Origin of the sequence: Mesorhizobium sp. WSM3860, assembly GCF_002294995.1 — a bacterium.
In the GTDB taxonomy this organism is placed as follows: domain Bacteria; phylum Pseudomonadota; class Alphaproteobacteria; order Rhizobiales; family Rhizobiaceae; genus Mesorhizobium.
Genome location: NZ_NSGF01000002.1, coordinates 268,898 through 290,397, shown reverse-complemented (window position 1 = coordinate 290,397; position 21,500 = coordinate 268,898). Strand labels below are relative to the sequence as shown.

Sequence of the window (21,500 nt, the reverse complement as noted above, 5' to 3'; positions counted from 1 at the left end):
ATAGGACTGCTGAAATGACCGCCGAGACCGTTTTGAACAATGCCCGCATCGTGCTGCCCGACGAGATCGTCGCGGGCTCGCTGCTGCTGCGCGATGGCCTGATCGCCGCGATCGAGCCGGGTGCGGCCCGCACCGGCGAGGACATGGGCGGCGACTACATCATCCCGGGCCTCGTCGAATTGCACACCGATCACCTCGAAGGCCATTACGCGCCGCGCCCGAAAGTGCGCTGGAACCCGATCGCCGCCGTGCTCGCCCACGATGCGCAGGTGGCGACCGCCGGCATCACCACGGTGCTTGACGCCTTGCGCGTCGGCATGGACGAGGATGCCGACCTGAAGTCCGACGACGTTCGCAAGCTCGCCGACGCAATCGAGGACAGCGTCAGGCAGGATCGGCTCAGGGCCGACCATTTCATCCATCTGCGCTGCGAGGTCTCGGCGCCGGACTGCCTCGAGGCCTTTGCCAATTTCGAAACCGACGACAGGGTGAAGCTCGCCTCGCTGATGGACCATGCGCCGGGCCAGCGTCAGTTCGTCAATCTCGAGACCTACGCCTACTACTACCAGCGCAAGCTGAAGCTGACCGACCGCGACTTCCAGAAATTCTGCGAGAAGCGTATGGCCGAATCGGCCAAGAATTCCGGGCCGAACCGCCTCTTCATTTCCGCCGCCTGCCAGGAGCGCGGCATCGTGCTCGCCAGCCACGACGATGCGACGGCCGGCCATGTCGACGAGGCGATTGCGCAGGGCGTGCGCGTTGCCGAATTCCCGACCACGGAGGAGGCGGCGAGGGCCTCGAAAGCGGCAGGGCTCGGCGTGCTGATGGGCGCGCCCAACGTCATGCGCGGCTCCTCGCATTCGGGCAACGTTTCGGCGCGTTCGCTTGCCGGCGACGGTTTGCTCGACATCCTGTCGTCCGACTACATCCCGTTCAGCCTGATCCAGTCCGCCTTCTTCCTCGGCGATGTCGTGGAAGGCATTTCGCTGCCGCAGGCGGTCGCCATGGTCTCGAAGAACCCGGCTGAAGCGGTCGGGCTTAGCGATCGTGGTGTCATCGAGCCCGGCCGGCGCGCCGACCTTGTGCGCGTGCGCGTCGACCAGCATGTGCCGGTCGTGCGCAACGTCTGGCGCCAGGGCAGGCGCGTCGCATGATGGTTTCCGCGCTGATCGAACGCGAGCTCACCGAGACGCTTCCCATCCGCAACGGCGTCTTCGTCGCGGTGGTCGGGCCGAGCGGCGCCGGCAAGGACACGGTGATCGGCTACGCCAAGGCGCATTTTGCCGGCGAGACGCGGCTGGAGTTCGTGCGCCGCGTCATCACCCGTCCGAGCGACTCCGCCAGCGAGGATCACGACACGCTGGCCGACGCCGCCTTCGCCGAGGCCGAAGCCGACGGTGCCTTCGCCATCTGCTGGGACGCGCATGGCCTGCGTTATGGCTTGCCGGCCGATGTCGATTGGGCGATCGCCAATGGTCATGTCGCGGTTGCCAACGTCTCCCGTGCCGTCATCCCGGCGCTGCGTGAGCGCTATGCCAACCTGGCGGTGGTCGAGATCACCGCGGCGCCGGAGATCCTCGCCGAGCGGCTGGCGGCGCGCGGCCGTGAATCGCGCGGCGAGGTGCTGGCGCGTCTGGCGCGCAGCACCAGCGTGACGCTTTCCGGGCCGGACGTCACCTCCATCGACAACAGCGGCGCCAGGGAGATCGCCGGCGAGCGCTTCGCCGAGGTGCTGCGCAAGGCGATGGCGTTCTCGGACCTTTCGGACATGATCTGATTTACCCTCCCCCTTGTGGGGAGGGTCGGACCACAGGTCCGGGGTGGGGGTGCGCTCGAAGCTACTCGGCCGGCGCGCCGGCGACATTCCGGCGCGACGCCTCCATCATCCGGCGCCGGGCGCGGAACACGCCCCACTGCTGGTCGACCAGAACGCCGATCAGGATCACGCCGCCCATCACCGCGAAGTTCAGCGAGGACGGGATGCCGAGCAGGTTGACGAGGTTCTGCAGTTCCTGCAGCAGCACGGTGCCGAGGATGACGCCTACCAGCGAGCCCTCGCCGCCGCGCAGCGAGAAGCCGCCGAGCACCGCCGCGGCGATGGCGTAGAGCTCATAGAATTGGCCGTGGCTCGCCGGCGAGATCGAGCGCGTGTACATGGCGAAGTAGATCGCCGACAGCGCCGTAAGCACACCGCAGATGACATAGGCCGCGATGACGACGCGCCCGGTGCGGATGCCCGAATATTTCGCCGCTTCCTCGTTCTTGCCGATGGCATAGAGATAGCGCCCGAACACCGAGCGGTGCAGCACCACCCACATGACGATGGCGATCACGATCAGCGCGATAAAGGAGTTCGGCAAGCCGCCGGAGCGGCCGGCGGTCAGGAATTCCAGGTCCGGGAAATTCTGGCCGAAGGCGAAGCCCGCCGTGCCGTCGGCGGTGTAGAAACGGGCGACGCCGCGGTAGATCAGCAGGCCGCAGAGCGTCACCACGAAAGGCTGCATCTTGAGCCGCGTGATCAGCCAGCCATGCACGAAGCCGATGATGGCGCCGAGCACGATGATCAGCACGAAGGCCAGCGGCCAGTCCATCTCCCGCACGGCGATGAAGTCGATGAACAGCGTGCCGAGCAGCGCGATCAGCGAACCGACCGAAAGCTCGATGCCGCCGGTGATGATGACGAAGGCCTGGCCGATCGAAAGGATGCCGAACAGCGCGACCAGGTTGGAGGTGTTGGCGAGATTGATCGTCGACAGGAAGCGCGGATTGATAGCCGTGACCACCGCGCCGACCACCAGGATCAGCACCAGCAGGCCGAGGTCTTTCTTGCTCATTGCGCTCCTCCCGCGGCTTGCGCCAGCTTCGGCTTCTTGCCCACCGCCAGCAAAAGCACGTTCTCCTGGCTGAAATCGTCCCGGTCGAGAATCCCGGAGATCTGCCCCTCATGCATGACCGCGATGCGGTCCGAGACGCCGATCACCTCTTCCATGTCGCTGGAGATCATCAGCACCGCGACGCCGGCATCGGCCAGCGCCCGCATCAGCGCGTAGATCTCGGCCTTGGCGCCGATGTCGATGCCGCGCGTCGGCTCGTCGAGGATCATCACCTTGGGGTTCATCGCCAGCCATTTGGCCAGCACCACCTTCTGCTGGTTGCCGCCGGACAGCGTGCCGGTGCGGGTCAGGACCGATGGTGCCTTGATGCCGAGATCCTTCTTCTGCTTCTCGGCGGTGGCGAGCTCCGCCCTGGTTGACACCAGCGAGCGCTTCGCATGCTCCGGCAGATTGGGCAGCGAAATGTTCTGCGCGATCGAGAGATCGAGCAGGATGCCGGTCAGCTTGCGGTCTTCCGGCACCAGGAAGATGCCGCTCGCCACCGCATCGGCGGCCGATCCGACATTGAGCGCCTTGCCGTCCAGCGCGACACTGCCGCCGAGCCGCTCGTCGATGCCGAACAGGACGCGCGCGAGTTCCGTGCGGCCGGAGCCGACCAGCCCGGCAAGGCCGAGGATTTCGCCGCGCCGAAGCTCCAGGTCGACCGGGTGGTCGGGATAGGCGCTGGTGCGCACCGCTGTTGCCGCGAGCGCGACGCCGCCCGGCGCGCGCCCGGCTTCCGCGGCCTTCTCGCGCTCCTTCAGCATGCGCCCGATCATCAGCTTGACCATCTGGTCGTGATTGATGTCGCTCTTCGACAGCGTGCCGGCCAGCATGCCGTCGCGCAGCACCACGACGCGGTCGGCGACGCGCTCGACCTCGTGCAGGCGGTGCGAGATGAAGATGACGCTGATGCCTTCCGCCTTGAGCCCCTTGATCACGTCGAGCAGCTTTTCGGTCTCGGCGAGCGGCAGGCTGGAGGTCGGCTCGTCGAGGATCACCAGCCGCGCCTTGATCGACAGCGCCTTGGCGATCTCGACCATCTGCTGCTGCGCCAGCGACAGCGAGGCGACCGGCGCGTCGGCCGAGAAATTGGCGCCGACGCGTTTCAGGAGCGGCGCCACCATCTCGCGCAGTCTGGCGCGGTCGACCAGCCTCAGCGGCCCGGCCTTGAGCGGCTCGCGGCCGAAGAAGATGTTGGCGGCGACGTCGAGGTTTTCGAACAGGTTGAGCTCCTGATGCACGAAGGCGATCCCGGAGCCGATGCTGGCTTCCACGGTCAAGCCGTCATGCGCGACGCCGTCGACGGTGACGGTGCCGCTGTCCGGCCGCGTCACGCCGCCGAGGATCTTCATCAATGTCGATTTGCCGGCGCCGTTCTCGCCGACCAGGCCGATCACCTCGCCCGGCCTGACCTCCATCGAGAACCCGTCCAGCGCCACGACGCCAGGATAGGTCTTGCGCACGGCCTCGAGGCTCAGGAACGGAGCGGATTGGACGATGGATGGATCGGAATAATTCATCACGCCGTGATTCATCGCGCTTATCGGCAGCCGGTGGACTGCAGACTGACGGGCCGCATGCGGCCCGTCAATACGGACGCCGGCTCAAGGCGAAGCTTGAGCCGGCGCTAACTGTGCATCGATTACTTTCCGGCCATCGCCTTCAGGTTGGCGGCGTAGGCGTCGACATCGTCCTTGCCGATGATCTTGGTCGGCACGATGATCAGGCCGCCGGCCGGAATGCCCGACTTGTCGCCCTTGAGGTAGGCGGCCATCAGCTTCATGCCCTGATAGGCCCATTCGAAGGGTTGCTGCACCACGGTGGCGGCAACCGTGCCTTCCTTGACGCCGCCCAGCGTGATCGGATCGTCGTCGAAGCCGACGACGGTGATCTGGCCGAGCTTGCCGGCGTCGCGCAGCGCCTCATAGATGCGCGGCGTGTTGTAGGAGTAGAAGCCGACCATGCAGGTGATGTCGGGGCTGGCGACCAGCGCGTCCTCGACATTCTTCTTGGCCCGCGCCTGGTCGATGTCGTCGCCGCGCACGTCGACCAGCTCGATCTTGCTGCCCTTGAGCCCGTCCTTCATGCCCTCGATGCGCTCCTTGGCGTTGTCGGCGCCGAGCAGGCCGACAAAGCCCAGGCACTTGCCGCCGTTCGGCATCGCCTTCTTGGCGATCTCGGCCGCCTGCTTGCCGGCATCGACATTGGACGAGCCGATATAGGCGACGCGCTTGGTCTGCGGGGCATCGCTGTCGGTGGTGAACAGAGCGGTCTGGGACGCGATCTTGTTCAGCCCGTCGGTCGAGGTCTTGGGGTCGACTGCCGACACCATGATGCCCTTCACGCCGGCCGTCACCAGATCGTCCATCAGGCGCTGCTGGATGGCGACCGACGACTGCTCGGGATATTTCAGCTCGAGATTGTAGTCGGGCAGTTCGCCTTGCGCCTTCTTCACGCCGGCTTCCGCCGCCTTCCAGAAGTCTGACGCGCCATTGACGACGAAGGCCAGCGTCGGCTTGTCGTCGGCGCGCACGGCTGCGCTGGCCGTCAAGCCAATGGCCAAGGCCGCCGCGGCGACGGACGCGTTACGTATCATGGATTTCATGGTTCAACCTCCCTTTTTGAAACTCATCGCTGGTGTCTCGGCTGCGGCCTGGACGCCCTCTTCCTCAAGGGTCTGGCACCTAAGTCCGGGGCCGATCCACCCGCGACCGAAACACTAGCCACAGATTTGACGTTCGTAAATAGTCCGATTTGTCTGACATTTTCGTGAGAATGAAGGCAGTCCTCTTCCGGCAAATAGCCGGGGCAGCGAACCTGCGCGCCTCCCACATGTCGCCACCGCATCTTGGCCGGTGACGACGAGTTGACAGTAGATCGCTTACCGATATTAGTAAATACTATTAGTCATCGGTTCGGACCGGCGCGCCCCGGCCGCGTCGAAGGTACCGCGGAGCGGCCTGGTTGAAGAAGGATTTGTGCTGGTCGGGTCGGCCAATGTCGCGGAAACCGACAGCTTTGCTGACCTTTCTCGGCCGTTTTGTCGCTGCGTGCTGCGGCTGGTGCCGGCGGTCCCTTATGTGATAATAGTTATAAGCTAAACCGCTCCGGCGGCGGCGCCGGGCTTGGCGTTCTTGCCGTTGCCGCGGCTTTGCCTAACAGCCGGCAGGTTTGGGAAACGATCATGAGCGAACCGACGCAACTGCGCGATCCACCGGAAACACGACGCAAGTCGTCGGCCAAGCCCAAGAGCCGGGTCACCATGACCGATATAGCGAGGGCCGCCGGCTGCTCGCAGGCGACGGTCTCTTTCGTGCTCAACAATTCGCCGGGCATCAGGCTGTCGCAGCAGACGCGCGACCGTGTGATCGAGGCGGCGCGGGCGCTGGGCTATTCGCCGCCGGTCTTTTCAGCTTTGCGTCCGCCCGTCACGCCCTTCGAAGGGCTGGATGGCGTCATCGGCTTTGCCGTCGACCAACTCGCCACCAGCCCCGAGGCGGTGGTCGCCATCGAGGGCGCGCGCCAGGCCTCGTGGAATGCCGGCAACGTGCTCTTGGTGGCGCAGACCATGGGTGATGCCGTCATGGAGCCGCGTGCCGTCCAGGCGCTCACCCGGCGCGGCCTCTCGGCGCTGATCTACATGACCATCTTCACCCGCGAGATCACCGCGCCCGAGTTCCTCTACAGCCTCGACATTCCGGTCATCCTGCTCAACTGCTACACCGCCGACTATGCCTTCCCGGCCGTGGTGCCCTCCGAGATCGCCGGCGGCCAGAACTCCACCCGGCATCTGATCAGCCGCGGCCACCGCCGCATCGCCACCATCACCGGCGAGCCCTGGATGCAGGCGGCGCAGGATCGGCTGAAGGGCTATCGCCGCGCTTTGGCCACCGCCGACATCCCCTTCGATCCGGACCTGGTGGTGGAGGGCGACTGGTCGGCCAGCGCCGGCTACGCGGCAACCGTCAGGTTGCTCGCGTTGAAAGACCGCCCGACCGCCATCTTCTGCCAGAACGACCGCACGGCGATCGGCTGCTACGAGGCGCTGAAGGAGGCCGGCCTGCATATCCCCGGGGACATTTCCGTGATCGGCTACGACGACGAGGAGATCGCCCGCCACCTCTTCCCGCCGCTGACGACATCGATCCTGCCGCACCTGGCGATGGGCCAATGGGCGATCGAGCAATTGGAGACGCCGCCGCCGCCAGGTCGGGGACGCTATCCCGTCACCAAGCTGGAATGTCCGCTGGTGGAGCGGGAGAGCGTGGCGGGGGTGAAGGAAGCGGCATAGGGCGCTCGTGGTTGGCATTTCCTCGCCCCCACAAAGTGGGGGAGAGGTGGCTCGGCGAAGCCGAGACGGAGCGGGGGAGCGCCATCTGCGATTTGCCACCTCGCTTGGCATCCTTCCCCTACCGGTCTAGCCTGAACTCCGTCCAAGGGAGAGAGCCATGACCTCGAGCTTCACCGTTCACGCCGCCTCCGGCTATGAGCAGTTGATGGGCCGCTGGAGCCGCCGGCTCGCGCCCAAGTTCATCGACTTCGCCGGCCTGGCGGCCGGCGAAAAGATCCTCGACGTCGGCTGCGGCACCGGCAGCCTGACCTTCGAATTGGCCAAGTCGCGTGATCTCGCCGAAATCCAGGCCATCGATTTTTCGCCCGTCTTCGTCGCGGCGGCTAAGGAGAGGAACACCGATCCGCGCATCACCATCAGCCAAGCGGACGCCACGGCGCTGCCTTTCGCGGACAATGCGTTCGACCGCGCCCTTGCCCTGCTCGTTCTCCATTTCGTGCCGGAGGCCGGCAAGGCGGTGGCCGAGATGCGCCGCGTAACGCGGCCGGGCGGCGTCGTCGCGGCCGTGGTGTGGGACCATCTCGGCGGCATGCCGGGCATGCGCATGATGATCGACACCGTTGCCGCGCTCAGCGAAAGCGGCCGCCAGATGCGCAGCCGCTACTGCTTTCAGCCGATGATGCAGCCCGGCGAGATGAAGCGGACCTTCGTCGAACAGGGCCTGGCCGACGTCACCGAAACCGAGCTGATGATCCGCATGGATTACGAAAATTTCGACGACTACTGGGCGCCGATTGCGGCCGGCGAAGGCCCGCTCGGGAAATATATGACCACGCTTGATGCGGCAGAGCGGGGGCGCGTCGAGGCGGCGGTGCGCGACGCGTTTGAGGCAGGGCGGGGCGATGGTGCGCGGTCGTTTGCCAATGTGGCTTGGGCTTGCAGGGGCATTGTGCCCTGAGAGCAGCTCCGGGAAAAAGCGCGCAGCGGTCTTCCACCCGCAATTGCGTCGAAACGGCATGCCCGGCGCCGCCAGCTCTTCCGCGAGATCGTGACCGGGCGCCTGCGCGACGAGATCACGCCCGCCGGAGCCGGCATCCAGGTGGTAGGCTATCTGAAACCCGGCATCGACGACATCAGGTCAGCCAGGCCGCCGCGCGAAGGGCGATAAACGTCTCGCCGCTGTCGAAATATTTCCAAAACACGGCGGCCACGCAGGGGCTGGTGCTGGGCTACGCGGCCTGCGACGCGGCGCAGACGCGGGAGGGGGTGGAGCGGCTGGCGGCGGCGATACGCCAGACGGCTGGGGTGAGGGACATACATCGAAGCTCAACCCGCCGTCGAATCGTTCACCGCCCGCGCTATGAAGACCAAATCAAAGACTCTTTAGCTGCAGTCTGTTCACTATTATTTCGTCGAGTATTCCTTCGAGCTGGGTGTATGGCAGACAATCAAGTAGTTTGTAGCCACCGACGGAATTGATTTCCGTCATAAGCCTACGGAACATAGATCGCTGGAACAGCTGTTTCTCTCCGTCGAGCGAGGTGGCTAACTTCCGAACGATCGCGCCAAAGAGGTCCGAGCATTGTGATGTAGTGGGCCGCTCGACCAAGTTGGCGCGGACATCTGATCGAAATAGGAATGCGCGAAGAGCCTGTTCGTGGTCCATCGAACTGATGCGGGCACATAGATGTGCCATCCACCAGAGACGTGATCCCACGTTGTCTCGTTCGACCTGCCGCTTATCGCGCGCGAAAAAATGCTTTGCGACGTGCTTGGTTGCCGCATCATCATCTGCAGGAATGGGCCACCTGGCCCTAGCGTGCTGAAGCAACACTGTGTGGCTGAGGTAAACCCACAAGCGCTCATCCCGCGCTTCATACGGACTTAGTTCGGACAGCGCACGATAAACGATAGCGCAATTCTCGACCTCAAAGAACTTCCCGTCGACTGGCGGTTGAAGCGCGGCAAGCGCTCCCTCATCGAATTCAATGTCGTGCTCAAACCAATACGAAGAATCAGCGGAGACCTCGCTGAAGCTGCCGGTTCGATAAGCACCGAGATTTATCCGAATATTGGCGCGAAGCTCTTCAAGAGCTGTAGCTCGAAGGAAGCGAACCTTAGTCATTCGCCGTTTTCCCCAAAGAAGTAGTTATCCAGAACGCTAATTGGATGGCGCATGAGTTGCTGGGCGATCCAGACCTCGTCATGACTATTTATATCGATCCCTTGATCGGTCATCCTTCGCTTGAAAATATGCGCCCAACGATAGTCAAACTCGCTCTCTTCGCGTTTTAGGAGACTCAAGCACTGCATCACGGCGGCAAAATAGATGGAGTTTATCAGTATGGCACGATTTTCCTTCGTATTCCGAGCTGCATCTATGCGTGCTTTGAGAGCTGGACTGACGCAATTTGAACCTTGTGGCCATCCGCTTGGACCTGCCATTCGTTGTCAGCGATATTGTCCCTCTTGACCATTGAGAAGCAGGAGCTAATTGGCTTGAAGGCGTCGCGATCAATGTAGATCGACTGAGGTTGATCAAGCGCAAGAACGGCACCATTTGGAAACGAAAAAGGCCCGGGACCAAACTCCTCATTGATCCATGCGCATTCAAAATCGGTGATTACTGACGACGCGATTATGTACGGGTAAATTAGTACCTCTCCACGCAACTCGCCAGCCGAGAAAGTTTCAGTGAAGCTCGATTGTTCTTTGATTGAAGCTTTTCGGAAATATGTGTCGCGGCAAGCAAAGACAACGACATAGTGGGCTACTCCGTCCGAGACCAATTTCTTTATCTCGGGCACGCTAAGGGCGAAATCTATCTCCGCTGTAATGATATTGCTGCCAGATGTTTCTTCGAAATAGACGGTAGCTTGAATATCACTGTCCCGATAATCGTCGACTCCCGGGCGAAGTACCGGATACGGAAAGGCGCGCAACAGATCAAATTGCATTAGCCACTACCCTCAAAGTGCCCTGGAATTCGGCGCCAAGTTCAACATCGATAATGCAACGTTCGCCAGCGTTCGCCACGACCCCTTCGATGCGACCATCTTTGATAGTGCCGGCGCTCGCGGCATGCACTGACAAAGCATAATTTGTGTCAGCGCCTGAATCCTGCAGTTCAATTCGCAAGGTACCCGAAGCGGAAGGTGTGAAGGCGACGCGCCGACGGTTCGGTGCCAAGGGCACGGCGCGCACATCACCAAGAGCTAACCCAGAGCTCTGTGTACGCTTAGGTTGGGCTCCTCCATTTTTTGACGGTGGCTGATCGCCTCCGCCTCCGCCATTTTCTTCTCCTCCTCCGTTGCCATCGCCTTCGCCGAGACCATCGCTATCCCCGTCACCGCTACCGTCAGCTATTCCACCCTCTTCGTCATCCACACTTGCAGCACTCGCTTCAAACGTGCCGTTACCGAGTTTGGGTTTTATTGCGCGTGCTCTGATCACAATCGCGCCTGCCGGATTCTCGTCCCTTTGTTTCGTGATGCCTTCTTCGTCTTCATCTCCAAAGAAATCCGCCAATTCATCAAGACTGGTTTCTTCACGTACAGGATCCTTGGCATGGCGCATCAGCATGTTGCGCACCCAGACAACGAGTTCACGCAGCGCCGTGCGGCCGTGCTGGCGGCGATCTGGAGGGAGCCGATCGGGTTCAAAGGCATCGTGGCGAGGCGGTTCCATCGCACGAAGTAGGTTCAGCCCTTTTTCAGACTTGCACTCAAGTACGGCGACGAACTCTTTGAAGTCTCCAAAGCGGATGAGTCCGGGAAGGGTTTCGGTTATCAGCATGCCGTTACGCAGTACAGCCACCCGCCTGGGTAGATTCTCGCCTACAAGGATCCGAAGTTCGCACTCTCCCAAATGGTAATTTTCCGATTGTTCGACATGCACCTCAGGTCCGCCTTCAAGTGCGCGAAGATAACTTGCGACATTCTCAAACTTCTCGGGCTCACCGGCTTGATCAGAAACTGAGTCCTTGAGATCGGGATTAGCGAGCAGGCCACTGAGTGTAGCGGCACTAATCAGGGTGCCATCATCGATCTTCACCTCGAGTTCACCCCGGCTTATGGCGCCGAAGAAATTCTCCACGATGTTAGCAGTCAGCACATTCTGCCAACCTCTGGTTGGCAAAAAGCCAACAACGCTGAGCATTGTGCCTTGCTGACCCTTCAGCCCACCGTCCGGAGTCACTAGCCGCAACCAGTTAGGAATATCGTCACTGAGCGTCTCAATGGGTTGGCACTGCTTGCGGACTCCCCAGAAGCCCGTGCCACGCCTTGTTCGTTTCTGAGCATCGAGATGCGACATCAAAACCGATTTGCCTTGGACGTAGTGGTGAGGCTGACCTTTCTCGTCGGTCCAAACCGTGCTGACGAATACCGTGCGGAGTTCGGATAAAGTAAACGGAGCAAACTTTCCGATGCCATAGGAGCCAGTTGAGCTTCCCACCTTCTTACTTTGACCAGTCGCTTTCATGAGAGCGAAGAAGGGCTTTCCGTTCACGCACGGGCCCTGAAGGCCGGTTGTGTTCGAGTCTCGCAACTGGAGGACATATAAGTCCTTGCCCCCAAGGATCTTGGTGGCATCATTGAAAAACTTGACAGCCTTTTCGCTGTCCTCGCCCAGAGCGGCTTTAGCACATTGAGTAACGGCTTCCCTGAGGTCTGTCACCCCGGGGAGACTCTTCACAGGCACCTTGCGCAATGAAACTGTGATGCGGGCTGGAGAACCAATTCTGGCGTCAATTGTATTCTGGGGGACTTCCCTCCCAAGGTGTTGAAGTCGGCTCCCTGCAAAGTGCTCTATGCCCGGATCGTTAAACCCATCCCATTGGCCCGAACTATCTATCGGGAATTCAAACCCCACCGCCGTCATTCAGTACCCCTCCTCTTCAAGCCTGACCTTCACTTTTTCTGCAAGTAATTTGGCTACAGGCACTGTCACTGCATTGCCAGCCTGTATGTAGCGTTTCGCACGCGGAACGTCGTCGGGGAATGAAAAATCGTTGGGAAATCCCTGAAGCCTAAGGCATTCGTGCTCAGTGAGCTTTCGCAATCCATGGCTATTCATGATAAATGGCACATTGTGCCCACCCAAGCCCATATTGGCGGTAAGTGTCGGGCACACGCCAGGTTCTTTGGCGCGAACTTCGTATTTCCGGAGCTGGTACAAGCATTCACGGTTTGTTACCGTATTGCTGATCATCTTGAAGTACCGGTTCTCCCGAGGCAGGTAATATTCCTCCTCAGCATGGCCATCGAAGTCAATATAATTGCGCATATTCTTTGGAGTGAGGTCCCGCTCAGTCGGAAATTCAAATCGACCACTGCGGAAGGCATCCATAGACAGCGCAACCATAAACAGTCGGGTACGTTGCTGCGGTAGCGCGGTAAGTTCATTGGCGGTTAGTTCGCAGCTGTTTTCCGGGCGAAACCAGTAACCCGCTTTCCGGATAGCCCGTTGAAGTTCCAAAAACCAAGCTCCGCCTTCGCCGTAGCGCAGGAACGGCGCGTTCTCTAGAACAAGTACCTTAGGCTTGTCTGAGCCGAACTCGCTAATCAGCCGAATAATTTCGTAGAAGAGCTTTCCCCGTGGGTCATCAAAGCCTCGTCGTTCACCGGCTTGGGAGAAACTTTGGCAGGGAAACCCCGCGTGAAGGACATCAACAGGCTCCAAACGGTCGCCCGATACAGTGACATCGGTGACACTCTTATCGAGAAGGCGAACGTTCGGAAGATTTCGGCGATAGGTGGCTGTTGCGTGTTCATTGATTTCTACAGCCCACGCCGTGCTGAAGCCCGCTCCTTCGAATCCTAGGCAGAAGCCACCGATACCAGAGAATAGTGCTCCGCATTTCATGGCTGCCAAAGTTCTATCTCCCGAATGCCGTCCTCGCAGCCCGCCGACCACCGAGCCACCAATAGGTGCGTCTTCATCGACAAGCCCATTCGCCCACGGTCGGAGTCTCTCTCGCGCCTGACCACATAGCTTGGTTGGGAGGCGAAAAGTCACACGTCTTCGACGCAAGAACCTGCTCTAACAAATTCGCATTACGTCGTGCAGCAGAAAAAGTTAGGGCCAGACCCGTGCGATTGTTCAAGAGCCGGCCGATCGTTGAAAAAACGCCAGATTGCAAGCCTAGCCTCTTCAGGATCACGTGTTTGGCATTCCCACAGCTCCAGCACTCGCCACCCCTGAGTCTCCAACGCCGCCTTTACCCGCGCGTCGCGTTGCATATTGCGCGTCAGCTTGGGGAGCCAATAGTCTTCGCGGGTGATTGGCAAACGAGCATAGCGGCAACCGCTATGCTGGTGCCAAAAGCAACCATGCACGAAGATTGCCTTTCTATGACGGGGGAACACAAGGTCGGGGGTTCCCGGCAGATCCTTGCGGTGCAAACGAAAGCGGAGGCCCAACCTATGCGCGAGTCGCCTAATACGCAATTCGGGTTGCGTCCCGAACGCTCGAATTCTTCGCATATTCTCGCTGCGTTGTGTTGGATCAAGTCGATCTGCCATTAACATAAGACTCAAAAGTATTATTTCGCCTGGGCATGTATATTCTTGCCCAATTTGAAGTCTATACTGGACGCCATTCAGAAACTCCAATAACATGTTTTGCTTGGAGATATTCAGGCAGACTGACGATATCTGCCACTGTGTTTGGCGCACCCGACAAGATTCGAACTTGTGACCTCTGCCTTCGGAGGGCAGCGCTCTATCCAGCTGAGCTACGGGTGCTTCCCGGGAAACCGGAAAACGAACCGGCCGGTGAGCCGGCCAGCCACGGCTTCTTAGCGGAAGCCGCTCCGGGCTTCAACGGCCAATTGGAGTGGCGGCGGCCTGTGATGGTTGATTGTCTGGTCGATAGGTTATCGGACATGGCGCTCCCCCGCTCCGTCTCGGCTTCGCCGAGCCACCTCTCCCCACTTTGTGGGGGCGAGGAACCCAGGCCTTGGCCTCACCCCTCCGCCTCGCTCTTCGCCACCCTGCGCCTTGTTCCGTGCGTCGCCCGCTTCTGCTTCTTCGCCGTCAGCTCGTGCATGGCGTCGAGCTGCATCTGCTGCATTTCGGCCAGCCGCTGCCATTGGCGCGAGATGAGATAATCGAGCTTCTCGTGCAGGTGCCGCACTTCAAGCTCGGCCTTCAGGTTCACCCGGTAGTCGTTGAAGGAGCGCAGCCGGTCCTTCGCTTCCTGCCGCTTCTGGCTCATCATGATGATCGGCGCCTGGATGGCGGCGATGCAGGAGAGCAAAAGGTTGAGCAGGATGAACGGGTAGGGGTCGAAGGCGCCTGTCGTGCCTTCGAACAGATTGATGCCGATCCAGATCAGCAGCACGGCCGCAAACGAGATCAGGAACCACCAGCTGCCGCCGAACTCGGCCATGTTGTCGGAGACGCGGTCGGCGAAGGAGCGGTGCTCCTCGAACTCTTCTTCCGAGTTTTCCGAGATCGTGTCTTGTCTCGCGATCGATTCCACCACCTGGCGGTCGAGCTCGGAGAATTCGCCGTGCTCCTGCTGCAGCAGTTCCTCCATGTAGCGCATGCGATAGCGCGAAAGCTCCTCGCGGCTGATGCGGGCGCCGCGCGGCAGGTCGGGGTGGTCGGAGCGGATGCGGTCGGCGAGGCTCGGTCTCAGGTCGTCGATGCGCACCAGGTCGCGCTTGCGGAACTTTCGGCCGCTGATCGCCGACGGTTTTTTCTTGGGCTTTGTGCGCGCCGTGCCGGGCACGTGCGGCTCGGAATCCGGCACCTCCGGCGCTTCGAGGATCTCGTCGGCCGCCTCATGCTGGTCTTCCGGCACGGTGGCCGCCTCGAGATATTCGCCGCCGGAGTCGTTTTCGGTGTCGGCTATTGTCTGCGCGGATGCCTTTGGGTCGCCGGCCATGCTCAGTGCTCCTGTTCTCGGGCTTCGCTACGATACGCCGAGCCGGCGCGGCATATCCATTGCGACTGTGAAGCTGGTGTGACCGAACAAGTTGTTGTGATGGGTGGAGGCCGCTTCGCCGGATTCCGCGTGCAATCGTGTAGGGCAGCGCCGCCCCCGCTCCGTCTCGGCGCTGCGCGCCGAGCCACCTCTCCCCCATTTCATGGGGGCGAGGAAACGCCAATCGCCAAGGCCGCGACCTTTCGCAGGCTTGGGTTCCTCGCCCCCGCGAGAGCGGGGGAGAGGTGGCTCGGCGAAGCCGAGACGGAGCGGGGGAGCGCCGTGGACGATTTGTTCGCCCGCGGTGGAGACTGTCCCGCCGGCATTTCAAGGTTTTCTGCGACGCGCTACTGCGCCGGCAAACCCGGCAGCGACGAACTTGGCGCCGGCAAACCGGGAAGCGCCGAACCGGCCGGCTGCTGCCCGGCATACATCAGCCGCGTCTGGGCATCGGCGCTCATCGGCGCCAGGCTGCGCTGGATCAGCGCCTCGACATGGTCGTTGCGCTGGCGCGCGCTTTGGGCGCCCATCACCACCACGATCAGATGCCTGCCGTCGGCATTGTAGGAGGTGACGATGTTGTAGCCGGAGGCGCGGATATAACCGGTCTTGATGCCGTCGACGCCGCGCACCCGTCCCAGCATGTCGTTGTGACCGCGCACCAGCCGGCCGCGGAACATGAAATCGCTTTCGGAGAAATAATGGAAATGCTGCGGGAAGCGGCGCTCGAGCGCGATGCCCAGTACCGCCATGTCGCGCGCCGTCGTCACCTGGCCGTCGTCGGGCAGGCCGCAGGCGTTGCGGAAATTGGTGCTGGTCATGCCGAGCTGCCGCGCCTTGGCGGTCATCATGGCGGCAAACTGCTCCTCGCTGCCGCCGCCGAGATATTCGCCCACCGCCACCGCCACGTCGTTCGCCGACTTCACCACCATGGCGCGGATGGCGGAATCGACGTCGATCGTCTCGCCGCGCCTGAAGCGCAGCTTTGTCGGCGGCTGCGAGGCGGCGTGGTTGGATACCGGGATCTGCGTCTCCTTGCTCACCCGGCCGCTCTCCAGCGCCTCGAACAGCATATAGAGCGTCATCATCTTGGTCAGCGACGCCGGATAGCGCTGCGCCGTCGAATTGACCTCGAACAGCGTCTTGCCGGTCGAGGCATCGACCACGATCGCCGCATATTTCTGCGGCTGCGCCGGCACGGCCAGCACGCTTTCCGGCGGCGCGGCGGTGGTGCAGCCGGCAAGCAGGAGCAGCAGGGCCAGCGCGGCCATCAGTTTCTGGAGGAGCGAAAGCGGAGTGGTCAAGACTGTTCTAAAAATGGTTGCTGAGATGCGGCGAAGCTAGCGTACCGCATCCGCCCCGTCCAACTGGTTAACGGCGGGAATGAGGCATTTGCCCAGCTTTTGGCGGTTTGCACCGGGTTGCATTGCCTTCGAAGTTGGCGCCGCCCCTCATCCGCCTGCCGGCACCTTCTCCCCGTATGGTGACGGGGAGAAGGGGGCTGGCCGCAGGCTCGGCGCTTTTCCTGCAACACTGGGGATTGGCGAAATCGACGGCGACAGCGTCCCTCTCCCCGTCACTATACGGGGAGAGGATGCCGGCAGGCACGTGAGGGGCAGCGCCGAGTTCGACAATTGGTGGCATTCGCCTGATGCAAAATGCCTATCGCCCTGCTTGCGCCCCTGCCGCCGGTCAGGCTTTGTTGTCACCGAAGATTCGAGGTTTAGCAATGGACACCCTCAGCATCAACGCAACAGGCATCTCGGTTTCGCTCGATCTCGCCGTCGGCCACATCGCCGCCCTGGAAATCGAGGCCGATGGCCGCCGCCTGAAGCCGCTGCACCGCGCGCCCTGGGTCGGCTCGCCGCGCGCGGCGTTGCCGGAAAACCTGCCGGAGGGCACGGTGCGCCTGTCCGGCGATTTCCTCTGCGCGCCGTTTTCCACCAGCGATGTCGAGGAAGCTCCCCTCCATGGCTGGACGGCCAACAGCGAGTGGGATGTCGTCGAGAGCAGTGCCATCGCCGGCGGCTGGCGCGCCGTCTTCCGCTTGCGCCGCAAGGTGATGGGTGCTTCCGTCGACAAGGTCTTCACGCTCCGCGACAGCCATCCCTTCCTCTACCAGGAACACGTCTTTTCCGGCGGTTCGGGTGCCATTTCGGTCGCCCACCATCCGATGGCGGCGATGCAGGGCGGCGGCCGGCTCGCCTTCTCGCGGAAGCGTCTGGCGGTCACGCCGGCGATCCCGCTGGAGCCCGATCCGGCGCGCGGCCGGTTTCGCCTGGCCTATCCCGCCCGCGCCACCGATCTCAACCATTTCCCGCTCGCGGCCGGCGGCACCGCCGATCTCACCGACTACCGCATGGAAGACCGGCGCGAGGATTTCATCACCCTGGTCGAGGCCGATCATGGCGGGCCGGGCTGGACGGCGCTCGCCCGCCGCGCCGAGCAGGATCTGGTGCTGGTGCTGAAGAACCCGTCCGAGCTGCCGGTCACCATGCTGTGGTTCTCGAATGGTGGGCGCGACTACGCGCCCTGGAGCGGCCGCCACATCGGCGTGCTTGGCATCGAGGACGGCCGCGCCGCGGTCGGCCACGCCGCCTCGCTCGGCGACAACTGGCTGAAGCATGAAGGCGTGGCGACGGCCTTCGCGCTTGCCGAAGGGCGCAGCGTCTCCTTCCGCCATGTCATCGGCGCGGTTGCCTTTTCCGGCGCCGAGCCGCCCGATATCAAAACGGGGGATGGAGGCATGCATCTTGTGGCGACAGATGGTTCGGCCAGAGACATCGCCTTCGACAACGAATTCCTGCGCATCGGGCGCTCGGTTCCGGCCTGAGGCCCTTGAGTTCGTCATTCCAGGGCGAAGCAGGAGCGAAGCTCCAGGGATGATGGGACGACTAAGAAAGTTGCTGTGACGCCGCGTTCCTTCACACCCCCCTCTGGCCTGCCGGCCATCTCCCCCGCAAGGGGGGAGATCAGACGTCACTGCCGCTTTCGCCAATCGCCTACATTGGACGGAGAGCGCGGACGACGACGCTGCCAATCTCCCCCCTTGCGGGGGAGATGGCCGGCAGGCCAGAGGGGGGTGCTGTCCCGCCGCGTTTCGGATTTCTGTACCGCGCCGGCGGCATGCGATTGCCGGCTTGCAGCCGAAAACGTCGCCATCCACGTTTGAAATTTCCGCCAACAGCCGCCAAGATGCGGCCGGAGTCGCTAGCGAAGAGGCGCCGATGTCTGACTTAGCCCATATCACTGCCGCCATCTTCAAGCGCGCCGGCAAGGCCAAGCGTTTCGTTGTTGCCATTGCCGGCCCGCCGGGAGCCGGCAAGTCGACCATATCGGGCAGGCTCCATGAATTGCTGCCGGAGGGCACGTCCGAGGTCGTGCCGATGGACGGCTTCCACTTTGACGACATCGTGCTCGACCGGCGCGGGCTGCGCGCGCGAAAGGGTGCGCCGGAAACTTTCGACTTCGCCGGCTTCGAGACGCTTTTGAAGCGCATCCGCTCCGGCGAGCCGGACATTGCCATTCCGGTCTTCGACCGCAGCATCGAACTGTCGCGCGCCGCGGCCGAGATCATCTCCGCCGACACCAAGTTCATCCTGGTCGAGGGCAACTATCTGCTGCTCGACGAGGAGCCGTGGTCGCGGCTGGCGGCGCTGTTCGATTTCACCATTTTCGTCGATGTGCCGCGCAACGAGCTCGAGCGCCGGCTGATGGAGCGCTGGCGCGGCCATGGCAAGTCCGACGAGGACGCCCGCGCCTGGATCGCCTCCAACGACATGCCCAACATCGAGCGCGTGCTGGCGCGTCGCCGCGAGGCCGACCTGGTGATTGGTTAACCCGCTAAATTTTCACTATTTTTGGGCGGGAACCTTAAGATTTACAGGTCGTTATCTCCATGACCCGAATTGTGGCGCTGACGCAATTCCAGGGAAAGTCTGGAACGGTTTTCCCTCCGGAATTGCGCGAATAACAGGGAACCGTCTCATGGCAACCAAGACCAGAAAACCCGCGCCTGCAAGAAGCAGAGCCAATCAATCCAAAGCTGGGGCCGCTCCGGCAGCGGCCGAGCGCTCCAAGGACGCCAAGCCGAGCTTCGGCAAGGCGGCGCCCAAGAAGGTCGTGCCCGGCGCGGCGCACAAGGTCGCCGCGAAGGCCGCGAAGCCTCATAAGCCAGCGGCGAGGTCCGGTCCGATGCGCACCGTGGCAAGCGTGGCGACCGGCGCGGTGGTGGCCACCGCGCGGCTTGCCGCTTCGGTGCTCGGCCGAGGCGGCGCCAAAGCCAAGCCCAAATAGAGCGCCACTCAGCCCCGCGCGGGGATGGTGAGGCCCCTCTGCACGGCGGGTCGGGCGAGGCCGCGCTCCAGCCATGCCGCGACCCCAGGGAAATCGTCGAAGCCGACCAGATCGCGCGCCTCGTAGAAGCCGATCAGGTTGCGCACCCAGCCGAGCGTCGCGACGTCGGCGATGGTGAACTCGTCATCCATGATCCATTGCCGGCCCTTGAGCCGCGTTTCGAGGACGCCGATGAGGCGCCGCGACTCGTCGCGATAGCGCTCCAGCGGCCGCTTGTCGGCGATCTCGCGCCCGGCGAATTTGTTGAAGAAGCCGACCTGCCCGAAGATCGGGCCGATCGCGGCCATCTGGAAGAACACCCACTGGATCGTCTCGTAGCGCCGGATGGGATCGGCCGGGATCAGCTTGCCGGTCTTGTCGCTGAGATAGAGCAGGATGGCGCCGGATTCGAACAGCCCGATCGGCTTTCCGTCGGGCCCGTTCGGATCGATCATCGCCGGGATCTTGCCGTTCGGGTTGAGCGACAGGAATTCCGGCGTCCAGCTCTCGTTCTTGCCGATGTCGACGGGATGCGGCTCATAAGGCAGGCCGATCTCCTCCAGCGCGATCGAAATCTTCACGCCGTTGGGCGTCGGCCATGAATAGAGCTGCAGGCGATCCGGATGCTTGGCCGGCCAGCGCTTGGCGATCGGAAAGGCGGACAGGTCGGTCATCGGGGACTCCGGATGCGGATGGGCGCGTGGCCGCGCGCGTGGCGGGCAAGAATTAGGATCCCGGCCCTTCGGGATCAATATGGCCGGCAATTGACCTGCCGCGCACGGTCAGCCAACGAAAGTACCCGCAAGGTTGGAAACGCGTCCGGCGAATGGGCGAGCGCCCGTGTCGGATCGCCCGTCTCAGATCGCCTTGAAGGCCAGCACGGCATTTGTGCCGCCGAAGGCAAAACTGTTGCTCAGTGCTGCGCGCACCTTGCGCTCGCGCGCCACATTCGGCGTCACGTCGAGATCGCATTCTGGATCTGTCTCGCGGAAATTGGCGGTCGGCGGCACGATGCCGTCGCGGATCGCCATCACGCAGGCGATCATCTCCAGACCGCCCGAGGCGCCCAGGCAATGCGCATGCATCGACTTGGTCGAGGAGACGGACAGTGCGCTCGCATGCTCACCGAAGACGCGCTTGATCGCCGCGGTCTCGATCTGGTCGTTGGCCTTGGTGCCGGTGCCATGCGCGTTGAGATAGTCGACGTCCTCGGGATTGAGCCCCGCATCCACCAGGCAGAAGCGCATCGCCGCTTCCGGTCCCTCGACGGTCGGCGCGACGATGTCGGAGGCGTCGGCCGAGAGGCCCGCGCCGGCGATCTCGGCAAGGATGGTAGCGCCTCGGGCCACGGCGTGGTCGTAGCTTTCCAGCACCGCCATGCCGGCGCCTTCGCCGAGCGACAGACCCTGGCGGTCGGCCGAGAACGGCCTGCAGGTGTCGGGCGAAAGCACTCGCAGTGCCTCCCAGCCCTTGAGCACGCCCCAGACCAACGGCGCCTCGGTGCCGCCGGCGACCATGACGTCGGCGCGGCCGAGCCGGATCTGGTCGACGGCCGAGGCGATGGCATGATTGGCCGACGCGCAGGCCGAAGTGACGCCGAACACCGGTCCGCGCAGGCCGAGACTCATGCTGACCTGGCCGGCGGCCGCGCCCGGCATCACCTTCGGCACGGTGAAGATAGCAGCGCGGTTGCGCCCTTCGATCAGGATCGCGCGGTAATTTTCCTCGATCGTCTCGAAGCCGGCGACGCCGACGCCGACAACGGCACCCATCCGATAGGTGTTGTCGGTATGCGCGACCAGTCCGGACTGCCGCATCGCTTCGCGCGCCGCGATCACCGCCAGCAGGCTGAAGCGGTCCATCGACACCACCTGCTTGCGGTCGATGCCGTGATCCGGCAACGCCTTGATCTCGGAGCCGACCTTGACCTTCAGGTCATGCAGCGAAGGATTGTCGATCGGGCCGATTGCCGAGCGGCCGGCGCGCATGGCGTCCCAGATCGCCGGCACATCGGTGCCGAGCCCGCATATTCCGCCAATGCCGGTGATGACGACGCGCTTGAGCAT

18 protein-coding genes and 1 tRNA gene are annotated in these 21,500 nt (G+C 62.7%); 7 read left to right on the top strand and 12 right to left on the bottom strand.

Annotation, left to right across the window (positions count from 1 at the left end; translation table 11 throughout):
* Positions 1-14: 14 nt before the first annotated feature.
* Both CK220_RS05290 and phnN read left to right on the top strand, forming a co-directional pair.
* Complete coding sequence (locus CK220_RS05290) at positions 15-1,154, top strand: alpha-D-ribose 1-methylphosphonate 5-triphosphate diphosphatase (protein WP_095810517.1); 1,140 nt, start codon at positions 15-17, stop codon at positions 1,152-1,154.
* Positions 1,151-1,777: a phosphonate metabolism protein/1,5-bisphosphokinase (PRPP-forming) PhnN gene (gene phnN, locus CK220_RS05285; RefSeq protein WP_176478990.1), complete on the top strand. Its 627-nt coding sequence runs from the start codon at positions 1,151-1,153 to the stop codon at positions 1,775-1,777. The genes CK220_RS05290 and phnN overlap by 4 nt, the downstream gene beginning before the upstream one ends.
* Positions 1,778-1,838: 61 nt before the next feature.
* On the opposite strand, the gene CK220_RS05280 is transcribed toward phnN, so the two are convergent.
* The 3 genes from CK220_RS05280 to CK220_RS05270 all read right to left on the bottom strand — a co-directional run bounded on the left by CK220_RS05280 (position 1,839) and on the right by CK220_RS05270 (position 5,481).
* Positions 1,839-2,834, bottom strand: a complete 996-nt coding sequence (locus CK220_RS05280) for an ABC transporter permease (protein WP_067323934.1) — start codon at positions 2,832-2,834, stop codon at positions 1,839-1,841.
* A complete protein-coding gene (locus CK220_RS05275) occupies positions 2,831-4,396 on the bottom strand; it encodes a sugar ABC transporter ATP-binding protein (RefSeq protein WP_095810736.1) in 1,566 nt (521 codons plus the stop codon). Before CK220_RS05275 ends, CK220_RS05280 begins: the two co-directional genes overlap by 4 nt.
* A gap of 122 nt (positions 4,397-4,518) precedes the next feature.
* Positions 4,519-5,481 (bottom strand): sugar-binding protein, encoded by a 963-nt coding sequence (locus CK220_RS05270; RefSeq protein WP_095810516.1) that lies wholly within the window; start codon positions 5,479-5,481, stop codon positions 4,519-4,521.
* 579 nt (positions 5,482-6,060) lie between these two features.
* Here CK220_RS05270 and CK220_RS05265 point away from each other — a divergent pair.
* A complete protein-coding gene (locus CK220_RS05265) occupies positions 6,061-7,167 on the top strand; it encodes a LacI family DNA-binding transcriptional regulator (protein ID WP_176478989.1) in 1,107 nt (368 codons plus the stop codon).
* 157 nt (positions 7,168-7,324) lie between these two features.
* Positions 7,325-8,125 (top strand): class I SAM-dependent methyltransferase, encoded by an 801-nt coding sequence (locus CK220_RS05260; protein ID WP_095810515.1) that lies wholly within the window; start codon positions 7,325-7,327, stop codon positions 8,123-8,125.
* A 414-nt stretch (positions 8,126-8,539) separates the two neighbouring features.
* Here CK220_RS05260 and CK220_RS05255 read toward each other — a convergent pair whose 3' ends face one another.
* The 7 genes from CK220_RS05255 to CK220_RS05215 form a co-directional block, all read right to left on the bottom strand.
* Positions 8,540-9,292, bottom strand: a complete 753-nt coding sequence (locus tag CK220_RS05255) for a DUF6339 family protein (RefSeq protein WP_095810514.1) — start codon at positions 9,290-9,292, stop codon at positions 8,540-8,542.
* 253 nt (positions 9,293-9,545) lie between these two features.
* Complete coding sequence (locus tag CK220_RS05245; protein ID WP_095810512.1) at positions 9,546-10,124, bottom strand: hypothetical protein; 579 nt, start codon at positions 10,122-10,124, stop codon at positions 9,546-9,548.
* The gene (locus tag CK220_RS05240; protein ID WP_095810511.1) at positions 10,114-12,048 is read right to left on the bottom strand and encodes a hypothetical protein; all 1,935 of its coding nucleotides are present in this window, start codon (positions 12,046-12,048) and stop codon (positions 10,114-10,116) included. Before CK220_RS05240 ends, CK220_RS05245 begins: the two co-directional genes overlap by 11 nt.
* A complete protein-coding gene (dcm, locus tag CK220_RS05235; RefSeq protein WP_095810510.1) occupies positions 12,049-13,032 on the bottom strand; it encodes a DNA (cytosine-5-)-methyltransferase in 984 nt (327 codons plus the stop codon). It abuts the gene before it with no gap.
* Positions 13,033-13,836: 804 nt separating this feature from the next.
* Positions 13,837-13,913, bottom strand: a tRNA-Arg gene (locus tag CK220_RS05225).
* A 220-nt stretch (positions 13,914-14,133) separates the two neighbouring features.
* A complete protein-coding gene (locus tag CK220_RS05220) occupies positions 14,134-15,060 on the bottom strand; it encodes a DUF1003 domain-containing protein (protein WP_095810508.1) in 927 nt (308 codons plus the stop codon).
* Positions 15,061-15,446: 386 nt separating this feature from the next.
* Positions 15,447-16,370: a D-alanyl-D-alanine carboxypeptidase family protein gene (locus CK220_RS05215; protein WP_095810734.1), complete on the bottom strand. Its 924-nt coding sequence runs from the start codon at positions 16,368-16,370 to the stop codon at positions 15,447-15,449.
* 458 nt (positions 16,371-16,828) lie between these two features.
* Here CK220_RS05215 and CK220_RS05205 point away from each other — a divergent pair, with 458 nt between their 5' ends.
* From CK220_RS05205 to CK220_RS05190, 3 genes are all read left to right on the top strand, one after another.
* Positions 16,829-17,932 carry a hypothetical protein gene (locus tag CK220_RS05205; protein ID WP_095810507.1) on the top strand — a complete coding sequence of 368 codons (1,104 nt, stop codon included), beginning with the start codon at positions 16,829-16,831 and terminating at the stop codon, positions 17,930-17,932.
* Positions 17,933-18,326: 394 nt separating this feature from the next.
* On the top strand, positions 18,327-18,938 hold the full coding sequence (locus CK220_RS05195) for a nucleoside triphosphate hydrolase (RefSeq protein WP_095810733.1): 612 nt from the start codon (positions 18,327-18,329) through the stop codon (positions 18,936-18,938).
* A 148-nt stretch (positions 18,939-19,086) separates the two neighbouring features.
* The gene (locus CK220_RS05190; RefSeq protein WP_095810506.1) at positions 19,087-19,395 is read left to right on the top strand and encodes a hypothetical protein; all 309 of its coding nucleotides are present in this window, start codon (positions 19,087-19,089) and stop codon (positions 19,393-19,395) included.
* Between the two features lie 8 nt (positions 19,396-19,403).
* On the opposite strand, the gene CK220_RS05185 is transcribed toward CK220_RS05190, so the two are convergent.
* Both CK220_RS05185 and CK220_RS05180 read right to left on the bottom strand, forming a co-directional pair.
* Positions 19,404-20,108, bottom strand: coding sequence for a glutathione S-transferase N-terminal domain-containing protein (locus CK220_RS05185; RefSeq protein ID WP_095810505.1), 705 nt, complete (start codon positions 20,106-20,108; stop codon positions 19,404-19,406).
* 183 nt (positions 20,109-20,291) lie between these two features.
* Entirely contained in the window at positions 20,292-21,500 is a 1,209-nt protein-coding gene (locus tag CK220_RS05180; RefSeq protein ID WP_095810504.1) for a beta-ketoacyl-[acyl-carrier-protein] synthase family protein, read from the bottom strand.

Bases quoted from the DNA above. Each gene is read 5' to 3' on its own strand.
- dcm (WP_095810510.1), bottom strand. From the start codon at position 13,032: ATGAAATGCGGAGCACTATTCTCTGGTATCGGTGGCTTCTGCCTAGGA.
- CK220_RS05220 (WP_095810508.1), bottom strand. From the start codon at position 15,060: ATGGCCGGCGACCCAAAGGCATCCGCGCAGACAATAGCCGACACCGAA.
- CK220_RS05180 (WP_095810504.1), bottom strand. From the start codon at position 21,500: ATGCTCAAGCGCGTCGTCATCACCGGCATTGGCGGAATATGCGGGCTC.
- CK220_RS05275 (WP_095810736.1), bottom strand. From the start codon at position 4,396: ATGAATTATTCCGATCCATCCATCGTCCAATCCGCTCCGTTCCTGAGC.
- CK220_RS05185 (WP_095810505.1), bottom strand. From the start codon at position 20,108: ATGACCGACCTGTCCGCCTTTCCGATCGCCAAGCGCTGGCCGGCCAAG.
- CK220_RS05260 (WP_095810515.1), top strand. From the start codon at position 7,325: ATGACCTCGAGCTTCACCGTTCACGCCGCCTCCGGCTATGAGCAGTTG.
- CK220_RS05270 (WP_095810516.1), bottom strand. From the start codon at position 5,481: ATGAAATCCATGATACGTAACGCGTCCGTCGCCGCGGCGGCCTTGGCC.
- CK220_RS05245 (WP_095810512.1), bottom strand. From the start codon at position 10,124: ATGCAATTTGATCTGTTGCGCGCCTTTCCGTATCCGGTACTTCGCCCG.
- CK220_RS05255 (WP_095810514.1), bottom strand. From the start codon at position 9,292: ATGACTAAGGTTCGCTTCCTTCGAGCTACAGCTCTTGAAGAGCTTCGC.
- CK220_RS05205 (WP_095810507.1), top strand. From the start codon at position 16,829: ATGGACACCCTCAGCATCAACGCAACAGGCATCTCGGTTTCGCTCGAT.
- CK220_RS05240 (WP_095810511.1), bottom strand. From the start codon at position 12,048: ATGACGGCGGTGGGGTTTGAATTCCCGATAGATAGTTCGGGCCAATGG.
- phnN (WP_176478990.1), top strand. From the start codon at position 1,151: ATGATGGTTTCCGCGCTGATCGAACGCGAGCTCACCGAGACGCTTCCC.
- CK220_RS05190 (WP_095810506.1), top strand. From the start codon at position 19,087: ATGGCAACCAAGACCAGAAAACCCGCGCCTGCAAGAAGCAGAGCCAAT.
- CK220_RS05290 (WP_095810517.1), top strand. From the start codon at position 15: ATGACCGCCGAGACCGTTTTGAACAATGCCCGCATCGTGCTGCCCGAC.
- CK220_RS05215 (WP_095810734.1), bottom strand. From the start codon at position 16,370: ATGGCCGCGCTGGCCCTGCTGCTCCTGCTTGCCGGCTGCACCACCGCC.
- CK220_RS05195 (WP_095810733.1), top strand. From the start codon at position 18,327: ATGTCTGACTTAGCCCATATCACTGCCGCCATCTTCAAGCGCGCCGGC.
- CK220_RS05265 (WP_176478989.1), top strand. From the start codon at position 6,061: ATGAGCGAACCGACGCAACTGCGCGATCCACCGGAAACACGACGCAAG.
- CK220_RS05280 (WP_067323934.1), bottom strand. From the start codon at position 2,834: ATGAGCAAGAAAGACCTCGGCCTGCTGGTGCTGATCCTGGTGGTCGGC.